This window comes from Pantoea sp. E956-1, assembly GCF_982223955.1.
Genome location: NZ_CEUYZP010000004.1, coordinates 122,027 through 138,814, shown reverse-complemented (window position 1 = coordinate 138,814; position 16,788 = coordinate 122,027). Strand labels below are relative to the sequence as shown.

Below are 16,788 nucleotides of genomic sequence, written 5' to 3'. Positions count from 1 at the left end.
AACAGGGGTGGATTATGCTAATTATTAGTTTGATCTGCATGGTTTGTCATATAAAGAAAAATGATGTTTCTATTTTAACTATATTGTTATGGTATTAAAGGTCCGATCCAATATCGGAGTTTAGGATAATAACAGTTGGGCAAGGTAACTCTGGCAGGGTAATGCGCCATGATAAACGCCGGTTAACGTAATTCAGCATTTTTATCTTGCCGTAAGATTACTGCAGGAGTGCGGGGGTCTTTTACTTGAATACATAACAGCGTTCTATTACCCGGTGCTTAGACAGGGTATTGCTCAGGCAAAATCGTCCAGTGTCATCTCCAAATTACATCATATATTAATAAGATGTTAATTGGAAAATCTCTCTGAACTAACCATCTCGTTGAGTTTTGCTTTGTACTGAAAAAAACTCCAAATCCAGCGCGAAAGATCTTAAATTAAATCTTGAGTATTTAATATCTGTTTAACAATGTGTCATGGCGAATTATGGCGTGGCTGCGTTACCTCATTCCATTTTGACACTCATGTGGTGATTTTAAGTGGATTTCATTTGGATAATTCCTACTAAAATACCGTTTTTATTTTGCTGCGCGTAAATGTATAAATATGTCCGTCGAAAGCCGGTAAAGAAATCTAAAGATGTGTATATAGACTTCTTACCTGAATACTGAATATAAAAAAGGTGATCTCCTGTTTCATGGATCAGTTTTTTATGTAACAACGCGTAGCTTACCAATTGGTAAATTTAATTTTAAGGATGATCTAAATGAAAAAGCTTCAACTGGCAATGGTTCTGGGTATGGTAATGGCAAGCGGCAGCGTATTTGCAGCTGATCAGGGTCACGGTACTGTAAACTTCAAGGGCGAAATCATTGAAGCACCTTGCTCAATCACTGCTGATACCGTTGAGCAGACTGTTGACCTGGGCCAGGTTTCAAGTGCAGCGCTGAAAGCCGGCGGTAAATCCTCACCTAAAGCTTTTAGCATCAAACTGGAAGATTGTGATGTTACTGCCCTGACCAATAAAACCGTTACTGCTACCTTTACTGGTAAAGGCGCAAGCTTTGACACCAGCTCTTCACTGCTGGCATTAGCGGGTTCAGCTGCAGGCGCTGGTATCGCAATCACAGATGATAACAGCAGCGTAATCAAGCTGGGCACTGCGTCTACCGCTTATACTTTTACCAACGATTCAACTGAAGCTGAACTGCGTTACTCTGCATATCTGCAGGGTGCTGCCGACAACACTGCCACTCCAATTGTAGCTGGTGAATTCACCAGCGTAGCTAACTACACCTTAGCTTACCAGTAATAGCGTTAAATTAATAAACAGGCGGTAAAACGCCTGTTTATTTTTAAAAATAATAATAATTTTTATACCGGGTAATAATTAATATGAGATTTTTTCTCGTCTATTTAATTCCCCTGGCCGCGTATTGCCTGGTTTCGTCTGCCGGTGCAGTCAATCAGGGACACGGTAGTGTTAGTCTGGAAGGCTCAATTATTGATACGCCTTGCGCTATCGGTGCAGGAAGCCATTATCAGAGTGTAGATTTATCAACCCTTCCTGTCAGTACAATTGTTAACGATGGTGTGGGTCCGTCAAAGTCATTCACAATTAATTTATTAAATTGCTCCTTACCGATGCAGCGCTCGATGAGCAATATCAATTCCAGCAATAACTGGACGAAATTTTCTATTACATTCGATGGCAATGTAACTGACATGGCTCTTTTCAGGGCTGATGGCGATGCGAGTGGTGTTGGGATTCAGATTAGTGATGAAGCAGGGAATGTGGCAACGCCAGGAAAAGCAATGCCCCAATACGCTCTTGAACCAGATAGCATGAACCTGAACTTCAATTTGCGCTTAATGGCAAATCAAAAAATAGTACGACCGGGAAATTTCCAAAGTACTATTCGCTTTAAAATGGATTATTACTGATGAATGGAAAAAGAAAAAAAACCGAACTGCTGAACTTAAGAAGTAAGTTGCAGCCTTTGTTTATCAGTATCCTTTTTGCTTTAAGCGGAAGTTTTTATGCTAAAGCTGCAGATGATTTCAATGGCAAAGAAATTGAATTTAATACCGACGTTCTGGATGTAAAAGATCGCCAGCACATTGATCTGAGCCATTTTGCACGGGCAGGATATGTTATGCCGGGAAAGTACCACATGGTACTGCGCGTAAACCATCATCAGTTTAATGAAATCGATGTCATGTTTAAGGCACCTTCGGATGATCCTAAGGGCAGCGAGGCCTGCATCACAGCAGAGATGGCAGAACAAATCGGCCTGAAAAATAAATACAAAAATAAGCTGGTCTGGCAAAAAGATGGGACCTGTATTGATATGTCCTCGTTACCAGGCGCTCATGTCTCAGGTAATCTTGCCGAAAACACCCTGGACGTTTCCATCCCGCAGGAATATATCGAATATATTGCCGATAACTGGGATCCGCCTTCGCGCTGGGACCAGGGAATACCTGGAGTCATACTCGACTATAATCTCAATGCACATAACACTACCCGATCTGAAGATAATAAGAATGAACAGGATCTTAGTGGTAATGGTGTAGTGGGCTTGAATGCGGGGCCGTGGCGTTTACGTGGTGACTGGCAGGGAAATTATAATCATGTAACGGGTGTTAATGAACCTTCGCAACGTTCTTTGCGGATGAGCCGTTACTATATGTACCGGTCTATTGGTGCATTGCGTGCAAAACTTACTTTGGGCGAAAACTATCTTTACTCTGATATTTTCGACAGTTTTAGGTTTATAGGCGCGAGTCTGATATCGGACGACAGCATGCTGCCACCAAATTTACGTGGCTATGCCCCGGAAGTCAGTGGTGTGGCAAAAACTGATGCTAAAGTGACGGTCATGCAGCAGGGACGCGTGCTCTATGAAACTCAGGTACCCGCTGGACCATTCCGCATACAGGATCTAAGTTCTGCGGTGGTAGGTACCCTGGACGTACAGGTTAAGGAGCAGGATGGCAGCATTCGTACTTTTCAGGTCAATACGTCCAATATTCCTTATCTGACCCGACCAGGCATCGTGCGTTATAAAATGGCAATTGGCCAGCCGTCAGACTATTTACGGAATACCCGTGGGCCTGGTTTCGCCAGCAGCGAATTTTCCTGGGGTATTAATAACGGCTGGTCATTATATGGTGGTGCGCTGGCTGGCGGTGATTATAATGCGGTGTCAGCGGGTATAGGACGAGATTTACTGGCTCTGGGCGCATTATCACTGGACGTTACTCAGGCGCGAGCCAGATTTCCTGATCAAAGCAGCAAAGTAGGTGAGTCTTATAAACTTAGTTACTCCAAACGTTTTGAGGAACTTGATAGCCAGGTGACGTTTGCCGGATACCGCTTTTCCGAACGCGATTATCTGAGCATGACCCAGTATCTTGAATTACGCTATTCGGGAACCAATGCCGGACAGGGTAAAGAGCTTTATACAGTAACCTTTAATAAGCAATTCGAAACATTGGGTCTGACCACTTATTTAAATTACAGTCACCAAACATACTGGGACAGACCAGAAAGTGATAACTATACGTTTTCACTGGCTAAGTATTTTGATTTTATGAGATTAAAGGGGCTAAGTCTTAACCTGACTGCCTATCGTTCAGTTTACAATAATGAGAATGATGATGGCGCCTATATGACATTAAGCATTCCCTGGGGTAACAGTGGATCTATTAGTTATGATAGCCAGTATCAGGGTGGCGACGCTTCACACTCTGTTAGTCTTAACGAGCGCATCGATAATAACAGTAACTATCAGTTAGGTGCAGGGGTAGATGCTAGTGGTCACTCGAATGTGAATGGCTATTACACCCGTGATGGTGATTTAACCAGTATGACGGCCAGCGCCAGCTACAACGACAGTCAGTACACCGCTTTTGGCATGTCACTGCAGGGCGGGCTTACTGCAACGGCTAAAGGGGTGGCATTACACCGTGTCAGCACTGTGGGTGGAACCCGTATGATGGTCGATACTGACGGGGTCGCAGGCGTACCATTGGTGGGTACTGGCGGTGTCAGTCACAGTAATTTTATGGGCAGCGCCGTTATTGGTGATTTGAATAATTACTATCGCAGCAGTGTGCGTATTGATCTCGACAAGCTGGCTGATAATGTCGATGCACCACGTTCTGTTGTTCAGGGGTCGCTGACTGAAGGCGCTATTGGCTATCGCAAACTCGGTGTTGTTTCTGGCGAAAAAGCGATGGCAGTGATTAAGCTTATCGATGGTAAATCACCTCCGTTTGGTGCAGTAGTTGAAAATAATCGTGGTTATCAGACCGGTATCATTAATGATGATGGAAGTATCTGGCTGACCGGAATAAATGCTGGTGAAACAATGAAAGTTAAGTGGGATGGCAAAGATAAATGCAGCATAACGTTGCCAAAACCATTACCACCTTTAACCAGCGCATTGCTTTTACCCTGCGAAACAGTAACGGGAAATTAAGATTTTCCTGCAATATTGATTGAGGTTTGTAATGAAATTGAAATTTCTACCGTCCATTCTTGTTAGCTTTTTGGCTGGAACTCTATTGACTCAGCAGGCGAATGCTGCCATCGCACTGGATCGTACCCGCATCGTGTTTGATGGTGGTAACAAATCATTGAGCGTGAATATCAGTAATAAAAATAAAGAACTTCCGTATCTGGCGCAGGGATGGATCGAAGATGCCAATGGGAATAAAATTGAATCACCTTTTATTCTGCTGCCGCCTTTACAGCGCATCGAACCCTTAGCAAAAAGTCAGCTAAAAATTCAGTCTGTAGCAGGAGCGAATTTACTGGCTCAGGACAAAGAAACGCTTTATTACTTTAATTTGCGGGAGATCCCACCAAGAAGTAATAAACCCAATACATTGCAGATAGCGTTACAGACACGTATTAAGATGTTTTACCGCCCACATACTTTAATGAAAAAACCAGCGGAAATGGTTAATATCTTTAAAGATAATATCACTATGACGCTGGAAGGTGGGAAGTATCGTGTTAATAATAAAACACCTTATTTCTTTACTCTGGTAACAGCAAGCGTAGCTAATAAAGATATTGCCGCAGTGCAACCTGTTATGATTGCACCACAGAGCAGTGCTATTTTGCCAGTGGGTGCAGAAGTCATGGGGAATGCGCCTGCGCTGACCTTCATCAATGATTATGGTGGTCGACCAAAGTTAATTTTCCGCTGCAGCGGTTCGGCATGTAACGTGAGTGATTATAAAGCAGGTTAATGCTGCGCAAGATGAGCGTTGATAATAAAAAACCAGGAATAGTCTATGGATATCGAAGCGTCTTGTTTTAAAAAAAATCATGTCTTCTCTGGAGTGAGAGCATTCCCGGGACTTGCAGCAGGTCTTATCATCGCCTGCTTATTATTAACCTCATCTTTTACATGGGCGAAAGATTTTAGCAATGTTGATGGAGAATCTGGCGTACTCCATGTTTCAGGTGCCCTGACGCAGGGAGCATGTCGACTGGAGATGCAAAGCGCCTGGCAACAGATTGAACTTGGTACTGTGACGACCGGAGATTTTGTTACTGCAGGTCAGCGCGGTACGCCTGTGCCATTTCAGCTGATCCTGCGAGACTGTCTGATGAACGGCGGGCGTCTGCAGGATACCGTTAAAAGAGGAACGGTCTGGGATAACCTGCAGCCTGTCGTCTCTGTCTCCTTTGTTGCACCTGCGGATGACAATTCACCGGGGCTGGTTAAGGTCGACGGTTCGCAAGGACTGGGTTTACGCCTGCTTGATAGCCTACAGCGTGATGTCCGTTTAGGAAGTCGAAGTGAGCCGGTGTTTGTTTCGCCCCATCGTGATGTGCTTACCTGGTATGTTGTGCCTGAGAGAACCTCAGCCCCGTTGGTTGCCGGTGCTTTTACAGCGACTGTCAGCTTTCGTTTAAATTATGACTGAGGGCGATGCTATGTCTGTAAAACACGCTTTAAGACCCTTTGGTGCAGGTTCTTTTTTAAAGAAAAATTTGATTATTTTAGGCTGTATGGTGGCCCATCCTTTTTACGCCAATGGTGCCATTACGATGAACCCCGTTCCCATTAATATCACAGGAACGGTTATCGCGAGTGCATCTTGTACTTTCGGTAGTGATGAGGCTATCGCAGTTGAATTTGGTGATGTGTATATCAATGAAATCACCGGAGACAATTACAAAAAACCCGTGCCCTACACGTTAACCTGCGAAGGCGATGCGGAAGGTAAAACCATCCAGATGCAATGGGTTGGTACTGCATCCTCTTTTGACAGCACGCTGCTGAACACGGATGTCACAGGATTGGGCATTAAATTGCTGCAGAACAGTACTCAGGTTAGCCCCAATACCGCTTTCACCATTGATGGTTCCTCGCCACCTGCGCTGGAAGTCGTTGTCGTTAAAAATACGGGGGCCTCTTTCAGTAATGGGCAGGAATTTAATGCATCGGTAACGCTGAAAGTGGATTATCAATAAGGATTAGTAACGATGAACGCCCGGTTACATACGCGGTCAAATCTGCGATTACTCATTGTTATAGTACTGCAGATTTTCATTACTCCATTCTCATTCGCTGCTCAGACGGGTGATACGGTTGATGTGAAGATTCACGGTACATTAAAACGTAAGCCCTGCCTCATCAATAATGATGGCATTATTGAAATAAATTTTGGCAATGTAGGTATAAATAAAGTTGACGGTCAGCACTATATACAACCGATCGACTATACGCTTGAATGTGAAGATCCTGATGAAACCGCAAATCTCAAAATGACGTTACAGGGAACACAGACGTCGTATAACACCGGAGCGATTAATACCAGTATTAATGGCTTAGGTATTGAGATCTTACAAAGTGGAAAGGCGGTAGTGATTAATCAATCTTTTGTGATTGATTATAATAACCCGCCTAAGCTTGAAGCTGTTCCCGTTGCATCAGGTGCCACTTTAACAGAAGGTGCGTTTACGGCTACGGCGACATTGTTGGCGGAGTATGAATGATGTCAAAAAATAAAAGGACTTTTTTTCAGCAAGTGTTATCAACAACATTGCCGATGCTGTTCATATTTTCATTGCTGATGGTTCATGATAAAGCCAGTGCCGTAACCAATAATCTGTTGTTTAACGGCAACCTTGTTGCTGAACCCTGTGTCCTTGATCCAACAACAGAAAACATTGAGTTAGATTTTGGTACCATCGTTGATAAATATCTTTATATCAATGAACGGATCCACAGTCAGACGTTTACCGTGCGCTTACTGGAGTGCGATTTATCGCTCGGTACAACAGTAACAATGACTTTTACCGGCACGCCTGACAGCGAACTGACCGACATGTTAGCTGTATCGGGTGCGGCAAGTGGTATTGCAATCGGCCTCGAAACCACGGGTGGTACTGTATTACCCTTTAATAAAGCTACACCTGCTTTTGAACTTACTTCCGGAACCACTGAATTAGTATTAAAGGGCTATGTGCAGGCAAGACCGACTGCAATTCAAAACCGTTCAATAGTCAGAGGCGAATTCAGTGCGGTGGCCACTTTTACACTTAATTATGAATAACCGGTTTACTGACTCATAGGTTAAACGGCGCTTTATAAATATATTTTTTATTCCTTACTTTTTGACAAAATCATAGCTGCACCTGCTAAACAGGTTATGAGCTATACGAGAGAAAAGCTTATGAAGTTTATAAACATAATCTACCTGTTTTTATGCAAGACACTACTGGCAGGTGCTGTTCTCTGGCTATTGAGTTTTAATGCCAGCGCCTACGATTTCGAGGTTACATGCAGTGGAACTAATGGAGTATGTGGTCCCGGAATAAACTTCACGATGACCAAAATCAGTTCGGCTCATGATGGAACGGCGATGCCTTACAGGCCAACCAATCTGCAAATTTACCTTGCTAATTGTACTTCCGACACAAGTTGTACAAAATTAGTGGGTCCTTTCTATGAGAGAGTCACTTCATATCCAGCATGGGAAGCGATGAACTGGGGAACATGGGGAGGAAAATTTCTTACGAGCGGTAACAGCCTCAGCGGCACCATAACGTCCGGTATAAACGCGGGGTCGGGAGATGTATGGAATCCTGATGCATACAAAAATCTCTGTTTTAGCATCACTGGCGTAAATAGCTCCAGCGGCTGGTTAATCTGGGGAATAAATTACACTTATCCGGTGGGACAAGTTATGTGCTCCGCGCCCATTAATCGCATTGCTGCAGACACCTGTAGTGCTACCACTCCGAGTATTGATGTGGCTTTTGGTGAGCTGGAACGTTCTAAAATTCCCATTCAGCCTGGTGGGGAATATGACGAAACTAAAAGCTTTACACTAAGCTGTACAGGGAGCAGTGCGCACAATTTTACGCTGAAACTCAATATGGTTCCTGTCTCCTGGTCAGCATCACAAATGACCACCAGTAACACTGCGCTAGGCGTGAGTATGAGCAAAGATAGTGTCACTATCAGCAATGGTGCTTCATTTACTATGAATGTACCTGCGGGCGGATCAGATATCGCTAACCTGGTCTTCAGTGTCTTAAGAAATCCGTCAATATTAACCAGCAAGATCGCGACCGGTGACTTCACGGCTTCTGCCACACTTGTCGTCACCGAAATTTAACAGATGTACTGCGTTCCTGTTTAATCTTTTCTGCTCAGGGCGATTACTTCCTCAGGATTTAATCGCCTGATCCAGCCAGGTCTGAAATCGTGCATAGGGTACATAGAGCGCAACGTTCTTATAGAGTGTCTTACCGCTCACATTGTCGTTGATGTTATTGCTGTAGCCGATAATCACGCCCGCCAGCGTATCATCAGAGGCGTTATAGACTGCGCCGCCCGACATCCCTTTAACCACCCCCGCATTCGCCGCCACCACGATGCAGTCCGGTTTGTTCCAGCTGTTCGCCAGCGTGGTATTGATCAGGTTCTGCCCGCTGGAACTGACCGGCATGGCCGAAATAAAACTGTAGCCGTAGAGATTGACCTGATCGCCGATGTGGCTGTTACGAAAGTTGGGTGGCAGGTTCATTTCGCTGTTTTTGTGGTAGACCACGGCCAGATCGCATTGCGGATGCCAGGCTTTTACCCGGTAAAGCGAAAACTTTGCCACATGGGCGGCGGTCAGGCTGTACTCCGGCGTCAGTGGGATGGTGGTACCGAGCGTGCCTAAACCCAGCACGGTGGGAATGCCGGTCACGGTCATATCCACCCGTTTTTCAGCTTCTTTACTGTACTCATAATGACCCACCGAGCAGCCGGTTAAGCCAAACACCATTAAGGCTATGAGTCGTTGCATTCTCTCTCCCTGCGTCAGAAGTTGATCACATCACCTGGCAATTGATTAGGGATATATCGGCAACGTTAAGGATTTATTAATTAAATACGCACTAAAAAGCGTAACGGGTTCGCGGGAAATGACAACCTGACCCTGGGTCATGTGCGCTTTAATGGGCTTGACCAGCAGGCTGACAAAGCCATTTGTTCCGGCAAAGCGGCAGGATTATTGCGGCCCCGGCAATAATCCTTTGCTGCGAACACGCTATGTCGCGCATCTGCGCTGTGCTGTAATGCTCACCGTGACGCAAATCAAACTTTAATAAGCGTCGAGGGGCCGCGCGTCTGCGCAGTTCATCTGCAAATGATATTGGGAGAGTGTTATGCCTGTAGCATTAATGGCGCTGGCGTTGAGTGCGTTCGCCATCGGAACCACCGAGTTTGTCATTATGGGATTGCTGCCGGAGGTGGCGCGTGACCTTCAGGTGTCGATTCCGTCGGCGGGCTGGCTGATCAGTGGCTACGCGCTGGGCGTGGCGATTGGTGCGCCGATTATGGCGCTGCTCACCGCCAGGCTGCCGCGTAAAAAAACGCTGATTCTGCTGATGGTGATATTTATTGTCGGCAACCTGCTGTGTGCGCTGGCTTACAATTATAACCTGCTGATGCTGGCACGCATTGTCACCGCGCTCTGTCACGGTGCTTTCTTCGGTATTGGCGCGGTGGTCGCCGCCAGTCTGGTGCCAGCCGGTCGTCAGGCTTCCGCTGTCGCACTGATGTTCACCGGACTGACCTTAGCCAATGTGCTGGGCGTTCCGCTGGGGACCAGTTTCGGACAGATGTTTGGCTGGCGAGCCACCTTCTGGGGCGTGGCAGTGATTGGCGTGCTGGCGTTTATCGCCCTGATCGTGAGTCTGCCCAACAATAAACAGGAAAAGCCGGTTCATCTGGCGAGTGAAATCGGGGCACTGGCCAACGGGAAACTGTGGCTGTCGCTGCTGATGACGGTGTTTTTTGCCGCGGCGATGTTTGCGCTGTTCAGCTACATTGCGCCGCTACTGTTAGAGGTAACGGGCATCAGCGATCGCGGCGTCAGCTGGACACTGTTCCTGATTGGCGCAGGCCTGACGGTCGGTAACATTCTTGGCGGCAAACTGGCCGACTGGAAAGTCTCCTTTAGCCTGATCCTCAGCTTCTCACTGATCGCTATCTTCTCGCTGCTGTTCAGCTGGACCAGCCATGCGCTGTGGCTGGCGGAGATCACCCTGTTCCTGTGGGCGATGGCGACCTTTGCGACGGTGCCGGGCCTGCAAATCAATGTGGTTCGTCACGGCAAAGAGGCACCGAACCTGGTCTCAACCCTGAACATTTCGGCGTTTAACGTGGGCAATGCGCTGGGTGCCTGGGTCGGCGGTGCGGTCATTAGCCGTGGATATGGCCTGACGGCGGTGCCGGTTGCTGCCGCTGCGCTGGCGGCAATCGGCCTGCTGATCTGTCTGATCACTTTCCGTAAACCGGGCCGCGCAGCCGCCAGGGTTAGCGTTTAAGCCAGGCGGGCGGCGATGCGTGCCGGAAAGTCAGCCACCTGCTGTTGCAGATGGCTGACAAAGGCATCGACCAGTGCCGACGCAGGGCGGTGCTGCGGCCTCACCAGGCTGACGGTAAACGGAACCGCCACGCTGAACTTACGCATCACCACACCGCTGTCGGCGTAATCCAGCGCCGTCAGCGGATTCACAATCGAAATGCCCACGCCCGCTCTGACCATGGCGCACACCGAAGCGGCACTGTGCGTCTCCATCACCAGCCGCCGCTCGACGCCCTGCTCCTGAAACAGCGCATCCAGCAGTTGACGATAGCTGTCGCTGCGCGACAGGCTCACATACGGTTCGCCCGCAAAATCGTGCGGCGTCAGCTCTGTACGCTGACTCAGAGGATGATTCAGAGGCAATACGCACACTTCATCGCAGGTGAGCAGGGCGAGACGGTCAGTACCGGCCGGAGCGTGCTGGGTTTCAGTTAAGCCGATATCATAGCGCTGTGCGGACAGCCACTCCTCCAGCAGCGGCGACTCCTGGGGAATCACATTCAGGCTTACATCCGGGTAGCGCTGTAAAAAGGGCTGACACAGTGGAGGCAGCAGCGACTGCGAAAAAACGGGCAGGCAGGCGATCGACAGCTCACCCTGACGGAACTGGCGCAGTCCTTCAGCCGCTTCCATGATGCGATCCAGTCCGTACCAGGATCGCTGTACCTCTTCAAACAGACGCAATCCCTGCACCGTCGGTTGCAGGCGACCGCGTACCCGCCCGAACAACGCTAATCCCAGTTGCTGCTCCAGGCGTGCCAGCTCCCGGCTCACTGTCGGCTGTGACGTGTGTAGCAGTGTCGCGGCCTGAGTCAGATTGCCGCTGGTCATCACCGCATGAAAAATCTCGATATGCCGCCAGTTAATGTTCGCCACGCACCCTTCCTATATCCATTCTGAATAGATGCTATTAAAACAGATATTTTTCGCTATGACACGATTCTGGCTTAATGCCGTTATTGCCACAGGAGAATTGCCATGCCACGTTCATTACAGAGTACCGAAACCGCACTCAGCGCCGCTAACCTGCTGCCGCTGGCACGCCGCTACGCCGGGCCATTCTGGGCTTATGATGCGCAGATTATTCAGGCGCGTATTGCCCAGCTGCAGGCATTTGATGTGGTGCGCTTTGCGCAGAAAGCCTGCTCGAATACGCATATCCTGCGCCTGATGCGCGCGGCGGGTGTGAAAGTGGACTCGGTATCGCTGGGTGAAATTGAACGTGCACTGGCCGCGGGCTACCAGCATGGCGGTGACGAGATCGTCTTTACCGCAGATCTGTTCGATCAGCCGACGCTGGAGCGAGTGACCGCGTTAAAGGTGCCGGTGAATGCCGGATCGATCGATATGCTGCATCAGCTCGGCGCGGTCTCACCGGGACATGCGGTGTGGCTGCGCGTCAATCCTGGTTTTGGACACGGCCACAGTCAGAAAACCAATACCGGTGGCGAAAACAGTAAGCACGGTATCTGGCACGCCGATTTAGCCGAGGCGCTGGCGGCGATTAAGCAGCACGGCCTGAAGCTGGTGGGCATTCATATGCATATCGGTTCTGGCGTCGATTATGCGCATCTGCAGCAGGTCTGTGATGCGATGGTTGAACTGGTGATGGCGTCGGGTCAGGATCTGACCGCGATCTCTGCGGGCGGCGGCCTCTCTGTGCCTTATCGCTATGGCGAAGAGGCGATCGATACCGATCACTATTTCGGCCTGTGGGATGCCGCACGGCAGCGTATCGCTCAGCATCTGGGTCATGCGGTAAAACTGGAGATCGAACCGGGCCGCTTCCTGGTGGCCGAGGCGGGTGTGCTGGTGTCTCAGGTAAGGGCGGTTAAGTCGATGGGCAGCCGTCACTTCGTGCTGGTCGATGCCGGTTTCAGTGACCTGATGCGGCCCGCAATGTATGGCAGCTATCACCATATCTCGCTGATGGCGGGCGATGAGCGGCCGATTGATGAGCAGCAGACTATCGACACGGTGGTCGCTGGCCCGCTGTGCGAATCGGGTGATGTCTTTACCCAGCTGGAGGGCGGCATGGTCGAACCACGCGCGATTCCGGCGGCAAAGGTTGGCGATTACCTGGTGTTCCACGACACCGGTGCTTACGGCGCATCCATGTCCTCTAACTACAACAGCCGTCCGCTGATCCCGGAAATCCTGTTTGAGCAGGGCCAGCCGCGCGAGATCCGGCGCGCGCAGACTATTGAGTCGTTACTGGCACTGGAAATCAGCTAACCACCTCACTCAGGCGGCCAGCGCGCCGCCTGTCAGCCATAGATCTCTTTGCGCAGCATGACCAGCTCCTCTGCCAGCTCGCGGCACAGCATGGCATTCATCAGATGATCCTGCGCATGCACCAGAATCAGCGTGACCGGCAATTTTCCGCTTCCTTCGTCTGCACCAATCAGCGCGGTCTGAATTTTATGTGCCGCTTTTGCCGCGGTATCTGAAGCAGCCAGCGCCGCGTCAGCCCCGGCCCAGTCGCGTTTGCGCGCACACTGAATCGCCATCATCGCCGACGAACGGGCTTCCCCTGCATTGATCAGCAATTCCATCATGGTCTGTTCGTAATCCATAACGCCTCCGCTATTGGTATGCCAAATTGGCCGTTTTAATCATACTGGAATGCCAATAAGCGTTTCCGGGAGGTTGGTCACAGAAAAAACCGAGGAGATTCGTCATTTTGGTATGCCACTAACAGGGAAGACCGCGACGATTACAGGAATACCGATCTTACATCTCTGAGGGTTGATCATGTCTCTACAGGACCGCCTTATCGATTCCCTGGGCAGCTTTGCCACCCGCTTTAACAGCTATCGCTACATCATGGCGATTAAAGCCTCGTTCATTACCCTGATGCCGGTGATCATTGTTGGCGCCTTCTCGGTATTGATCTCTAACATGGTGCTGGACAGCAAAAATGGCCTTGCCAGCTTTGCCGCCCTGGCTTTTTTAGCTGACCTCAAGCCCATCACCAGCAGTATTAATTACGCCACGCTCAGCTTTCTCAACATTGGTGCGGTGTTCCTGATTGGTATTGAGCTTGGGCGCATCAACGGTATAAAAACGCTGTTTCCCGGCCTGCTGGCGATCATCTGCTTTGTCTCCGTGACACCGACCACCTTACAGATGATGGTCGATGGGCAGATGCATCTGGTCACCGACGTGCTGGCTAAACAATTCTCCGATACCAAGAGTCTGTTTCTCGGCATGTTTATCGCCATCCTGTCGGTAGAGATCTACTGCCGCCTCGAACAGGTTGAGCGGCTGAAAATCAAAATGCCCGACACGGTGCCGCCCAACGTGGCCGCCTCTTTCTCTGCGCTAATCCCCTCAATCATCACCGTGACGCTGATAGCGACCTTTGGCTTTATCTTCCATCGCGTCACCGGCATGTACCTTTACGACGCGGTATACCAGGTGGTGCAGCAGCCGCTGGAGTCGGTGGTACAGAGCCTGTGGGGCATTCTGATTCTGATGTTCGTCGCCCAGCTGTTCTGGGTGATTGGTATTCACGGCAACCAGATGGTGAAGCCGATCCGTGAGCCGCTGTTGCTGGGCGCGATTATGGTCAACATGACCGCTTTTGAGCAGGGGAAAGAGGCACCGAACATCATCACCATGCCGTTCTGGGATGTTTATATGAGCATCGGCGGCTCCGGCCTGACCATCGGGCTACTCACCGCCGTGATGCTGGCGACGCGGCGCAAAGAGATGCGTGAAATCGCCAAACTGTCGTTCGGGCCAGGCATTTTTAATATCAACGAGCCGGTGATATTTGGTATGCCGATTATGCTTAACCCGATCCTGGCTATCCCTTTCATTATCACACCGCTGGTAACAGGTTCTATCGGCTACTTCGCTACGGTGATGGGATTTGCCGGGAAAGCCGTGGTGATGGTGCCCTGGACCACGCCTCCGATTATCAATGCCTGGCTTTCAACGGCCGGATCGATGGGTGCGGTGGTGACGCAGATGGTCTGCATTCTGGTGTCAGTACTTATCTACCTGCCATTTGTGAAAGTCGCAGCCCGCCGCGCGGATGCAGCGGAAGCAAAGAGCCTGCAACCTGAGCTGAACCCCAACCGGACGGAGGTGTTATGAGTCGTCAGACTGTCCACATACCTGAGAATTTCATTCTGGGGGCTGCTGCCTCCGCCTGGCAGACGGAAGGCTGGATCGGAAAAAAAGCGGGGCAGGACTCCTGGCCTGACGCCTGGTATCAGCAGGATCGTCACGTCTGGCACAACGGCTATGGCCCGGCGGTTGCCACCGACTTTATCAACCGCTTTAGTGAGGATGTGGCGCTAATGAAGGCCAGCGGGCTGACCCACTACCGCACTTCAATCAACTGGTCGCGTTTCCTGATCGATTACGAAACCGCCACGGTCGATGAGGAATACGCGGCTTACTATGACCGGCTGATTGATGAAATGCAGCGCCATGGCATTGAACTGATGCTCTGTCTGGAGCATTACGAGCTGCCCGCCACGCTGCTGGAGCAGTATGGCGGCTGGCAGTCAAAGCATGTCGTTGAACTCTTTATCCGTTATGTCGAACAGGTGTTTAAACGTTATGCCGGTCGGGTCACGCGCTGGTTTGTGTTTAACGAGCCGATTGTGGTGCAGACCCGCGTCTATCTCGACGCGCTGCGCTGGCCTTATGAGCAGAACACCCATAAATGGATGCAGTGGAATCACCACAAGAATCTCGCGACCGCCCGGGTAGTGCAGCTGTTCCGCGCGGCAGGCTATGCTGGTCGCATTGGTACCATACTCAATCCGGAAGTCACCTATCCGCGATCATCAGCCCCGCACGACCAGAAGGCGGCGCATATTTATGACCTGTTCTATAACCGGGTATTTCTCGATCCCGCCATTAAAGGCGAGTATCCGGCGGAGCTGCTGGCGCTGCTTGATAAGCATCAGATTGAGTGGGAAACCACCCCGGAAGAGCTGGCGATTATTGCCGCCAATACCGTCGATGAGGTCGGGCTTAATCTCTACTATCCGCATCGCGTGAAGGCACCGTCCCGCGCCTGGCATCCCGGGACGCCCTTTCATCCCGCCTGGTATTACGAACACTTTGAATTGCCGGGACGGCGGATGAACCGTTCGCGCGGCTGGGAAATACAGCCTGAAATTATCTGGGATATGGCGCAGCGGATGCGCGATGAGTACGGCAATATCCCGTGGTTTGTGGCTGAAAGCGGTATGGGAATTGAGAACGAAGCGCAGTTCAAAAATGCCGACGGAGAGATTCAGGATGATTACCGCATCGCGTTTATCAGCGAGCACCTGCATCAGGCGATACGCGCCAGTCAGGCGGGCATTAACTGTCAGGGCTACATGCTGTGGGCGTTTACCGACAATGTCTCGCCAATGAATGCCTTTAAAAATCGCTATGGTCTTATCGAAATCGACTTAGATAAGCAGCGTCAGCGCCGTATGAAGAAATCTGCCCACTGGTTCCGTACGCTGCGCGACACGCAGCAATTTACCCTGTGGCTTGATGATGAGCCGAAATAACACGAGGAAACGAGCATGAAACGAATTGTTCTGGCCTGTGCTGCGGGCATGTCGACCTCAATGGTGGTGACGCGGATGGAAAAAGAGGCTGCCGCTCGCGGACTGGCATTGCAGATCTACGCCATTCCGGAGCAAAACCTGCGTGAAGAGTTGCAAAACTACGGCAACGAGGTGGTGGTCGTGCTGCTCGGGCCACAGGTGCGCTTCAAACTGGAGGAGAACAGAAAGCTCACCGACAGCTATCAGTTGCCCATCGCGGTGATCGATACGGTTGCTTACGGCACGCTGAATGGTGCAAAGGTACTCGATCAGGCGCTGGCTTTGATACACTGAGCCCCAGTTTGCGAACCAGCTTCCCCGGTTC

The 16,788-nt window shown here is 49.9% G+C and carries 17 protein-coding genes; 14 read left to right on the top strand and 3 right to left on the bottom strand.

Annotated features, from left to right (window positions below; translation table 11 throughout):
• Window positions 1–766: 766 nt before the first annotated feature.
• From AC0T7J_RS13195 to AC0T7J_RS13155, 9 genes are all read left to right on the top strand, one after another.
• Window positions 767–1,312, top strand: a complete 546-nt coding sequence (locus AC0T7J_RS13195) for a fimbrial protein (RefSeq protein WP_473794770.1) — start codon at window positions 767–769, stop codon at window positions 1,310–1,312.
• Between the two features lie 83 nt (window positions 1,313–1,395).
• Window positions 1,396–1,944, top strand: coding sequence for a fimbrial protein (locus tag AC0T7J_RS13190; RefSeq protein ID WP_473794768.1), 549 nt, complete (start codon window positions 1,396–1,398; stop codon window positions 1,942–1,944).
• Window positions 1,944–4,487 carry an outer membrane usher protein gene (locus AC0T7J_RS13185; RefSeq protein ID WP_473794766.1) on the top strand — a complete coding sequence of 848 codons (2,544 nt, stop codon included), beginning with the start codon at window positions 1,944–1,946 and terminating at the stop codon, window positions 4,485–4,487. Before AC0T7J_RS13190 ends, AC0T7J_RS13185 begins: the two co-directional genes overlap by 1 nt.
• A 31-nt stretch (window positions 4,488–4,518) precedes the next feature.
• The gene (locus AC0T7J_RS13180) at window positions 4,519–5,265 is read left to right on the top strand and encodes a fimbria/pilus periplasmic chaperone (protein WP_473794764.1); all 747 of its coding nucleotides are present in this window, start codon (window positions 4,519–4,521) and stop codon (window positions 5,263–5,265) included.
• 45 nt (window positions 5,266–5,310) lie between these two features.
• Window positions 5,311–5,949 (top strand): fimbrial protein, encoded by a 639-nt coding sequence (locus tag AC0T7J_RS13175; protein ID WP_473794763.1) that lies wholly within the window; start codon window positions 5,311–5,313, stop codon window positions 5,947–5,949.
• Window positions 5,950–5,959: 10 nt separating this feature from the next.
• Window positions 5,960–6,499: a fimbrial protein gene (locus tag AC0T7J_RS13170; RefSeq protein WP_473794761.1), complete on the top strand. Its 540-nt coding sequence runs from the start codon at window positions 5,960–5,962 to the stop codon at window positions 6,497–6,499.
• A gap of 12 nt (window positions 6,500–6,511) precedes the next feature.
• On the top strand, window positions 6,512–7,024 hold the full coding sequence (locus AC0T7J_RS13165) for a fimbrial protein (protein ID WP_473794759.1): 513 nt from the start codon (window positions 6,512–6,514) through the stop codon (window positions 7,022–7,024).
• Window positions 7,021–7,584 carry a fimbrial protein gene (locus tag AC0T7J_RS13160; protein WP_473794757.1) on the top strand — a complete coding sequence of 188 codons (564 nt, stop codon included), beginning with the start codon at window positions 7,021–7,023 and terminating at the stop codon, window positions 7,582–7,584. The genes AC0T7J_RS13165 and AC0T7J_RS13160 overlap by 4 nt, the downstream gene beginning before the upstream one ends.
• Before the next feature lie 120 nt (window positions 7,585–7,704).
• Complete coding sequence (locus AC0T7J_RS13155) at window positions 7,705–8,652, top strand: fimbrial protein (protein ID WP_473794755.1); 948 nt, start codon at window positions 7,705–7,707, stop codon at window positions 8,650–8,652.
• Between the two features lie 51 nt (window positions 8,653–8,703).
• On the opposite strand, the gene AC0T7J_RS13150 is transcribed toward AC0T7J_RS13155, so the two are convergent.
• Window positions 8,704–9,330 carry a serine protease family protein gene (locus AC0T7J_RS13150; protein ID WP_473794753.1) on the bottom strand — a complete coding sequence of 209 codons (627 nt, stop codon included), beginning with the start codon at window positions 9,328–9,330 and terminating at the stop codon, window positions 8,704–8,706.
• A gap of 361 nt (window positions 9,331–9,691) precedes the next feature.
• Between AC0T7J_RS13150 and AC0T7J_RS13145 the strand changes: the two genes are divergently transcribed.
• Window positions 9,692–10,855: an MFS transporter gene (locus AC0T7J_RS13145; protein ID WP_473794751.1), complete on the top strand. Its 1,164-nt coding sequence runs from the start codon at window positions 9,692–9,694 to the stop codon at window positions 10,853–10,855.
• Here AC0T7J_RS13145 and AC0T7J_RS13140 read toward each other — a convergent pair.
• A complete protein-coding gene (locus AC0T7J_RS13140; protein ID WP_473794749.1) occupies window positions 10,852–11,772 on the bottom strand; it encodes a LysR family transcriptional regulator in 921 nt (306 codons plus the stop codon). The two genes, AC0T7J_RS13145 and AC0T7J_RS13140, sit on opposite strands and share 4 nt — an antisense overlap.
• Before the next feature lie 102 nt (window positions 11,773–11,874).
• Between AC0T7J_RS13140 and lysA the strand changes: the two genes are divergently transcribed.
• Window positions 11,875–13,131 (top strand): diaminopimelate decarboxylase, encoded by a 1,257-nt coding sequence (gene lysA, locus AC0T7J_RS13135; RefSeq protein ID WP_473794747.1) that lies wholly within the window; start codon window positions 11,875–11,877, stop codon window positions 13,129–13,131.
• Window positions 13,132–13,163: 32 nt separating this feature from the next.
• On the opposite strand, the gene AC0T7J_RS13130 is transcribed toward lysA, so the two are convergent.
• Entirely contained in the window at window positions 13,164–13,472 is a 309-nt protein-coding gene (locus AC0T7J_RS13130) for a PTS lactose/cellobiose transporter subunit IIA (RefSeq protein WP_031592523.1), read from the bottom strand.
• A 178-nt stretch (window positions 13,473–13,650) separates the two neighbouring features.
• On the opposite strand from AC0T7J_RS13130, the gene AC0T7J_RS13125 reads away from it, so the two are divergent.
• Genes AC0T7J_RS13125 through AC0T7J_RS13115 form a run of 3 tightly spaced genes read left to right on the top strand, consistent with a single transcriptional unit; the run spans window position 13,651 to window position 16,757 of the window.
• Entirely contained in the window at window positions 13,651–15,000 is a 1,350-nt protein-coding gene (locus tag AC0T7J_RS13125) for a PTS sugar transporter subunit IIC (RefSeq protein WP_473794745.1), read from the top strand.
• Window positions 14,997–16,424: a glycoside hydrolase family 1 protein gene (locus AC0T7J_RS13120; protein WP_473794743.1), complete on the top strand. Its 1,428-nt coding sequence runs from the start codon at window positions 14,997–14,999 to the stop codon at window positions 16,422–16,424. Before AC0T7J_RS13125 ends, AC0T7J_RS13120 begins: the two co-directional genes overlap by 4 nt.
• Before the next feature lie 15 nt (window positions 16,425–16,439).
• Window positions 16,440–16,757: a PTS sugar transporter subunit IIB gene (locus AC0T7J_RS13115; RefSeq protein WP_473794741.1), complete on the top strand. Its 318-nt coding sequence runs from the start codon at window positions 16,440–16,442 to the stop codon at window positions 16,755–16,757.
• Window positions 16,758–16,788 lie beyond the last annotated feature (31 nt).

Excerpts from the sequence above, each read along its gene's own strand:
- AC0T7J_RS13185 (WP_473794766.1), top strand. The coding sequence starts at position 1,944 with ATGAATGGAAAAAGAAAAAAAACCGAACTGCTGAACTTAAGAAGTAAG.
- AC0T7J_RS13145 (WP_473794751.1), top strand. The coding sequence starts at position 9,692 with ATGCCTGTAGCATTAATGGCGCTGGCGTTGAGTGCGTTCGCCATCGGA.
- AC0T7J_RS13190 (WP_473794768.1), top strand. The coding sequence starts at position 1,396 with ATGAGATTTTTTCTCGTCTATTTAATTCCCCTGGCCGCGTATTGCCTG.
- AC0T7J_RS13125 (WP_473794745.1), top strand. The coding sequence starts at position 13,651 with ATGTCTCTACAGGACCGCCTTATCGATTCCCTGGGCAGCTTTGCCACC.
- AC0T7J_RS13120 (WP_473794743.1), top strand. The coding sequence starts at position 14,997 with ATGAGTCGTCAGACTGTCCACATACCTGAGAATTTCATTCTGGGGGCT.
- lysA (WP_473794747.1), top strand. The coding sequence starts at position 11,875 with ATGCCACGTTCATTACAGAGTACCGAAACCGCACTCAGCGCCGCTAAC.
- AC0T7J_RS13155 (WP_473794755.1), top strand. The coding sequence starts at position 7,705 with ATGAAGTTTATAAACATAATCTACCTGTTTTTATGCAAGACACTACTG.
- AC0T7J_RS13175 (WP_473794763.1), top strand. The coding sequence starts at position 5,311 with ATGGATATCGAAGCGTCTTGTTTTAAAAAAAATCATGTCTTCTCTGGA.
- AC0T7J_RS13170 (WP_473794761.1), top strand. The coding sequence starts at position 5,960 with ATGTCTGTAAAACACGCTTTAAGACCCTTTGGTGCAGGTTCTTTTTTA.
- AC0T7J_RS13180 (WP_473794764.1), top strand. The coding sequence starts at position 4,519 with ATGAAATTGAAATTTCTACCGTCCATTCTTGTTAGCTTTTTGGCTGGA.
- AC0T7J_RS13115 (WP_473794741.1), top strand. The coding sequence starts at position 16,440 with ATGAAACGAATTGTTCTGGCCTGTGCTGCGGGCATGTCGACCTCAATG.
- AC0T7J_RS13165 (WP_473794759.1), top strand. The coding sequence starts at position 6,512 with ATGAACGCCCGGTTACATACGCGGTCAAATCTGCGATTACTCATTGTT.
- AC0T7J_RS13195 (WP_473794770.1), top strand. The coding sequence starts at position 767 with ATGAAAAAGCTTCAACTGGCAATGGTTCTGGGTATGGTAATGGCAAGC.
- AC0T7J_RS13150 (WP_473794753.1), bottom strand. The coding sequence starts at position 9,330 with ATGCAACGACTCATAGCCTTAATGGTGTTTGGCTTAACCGGCTGCTCG.
- AC0T7J_RS13160 (WP_473794757.1), top strand. The coding sequence starts at position 7,021 with ATGATGTCAAAAAATAAAAGGACTTTTTTTCAGCAAGTGTTATCAACA.
- AC0T7J_RS13130 (WP_031592523.1), bottom strand. The coding sequence starts at position 13,472 with ATGGATTACGAACAGACCATGATGGAATTGCTGATCAATGCAGGGGAA.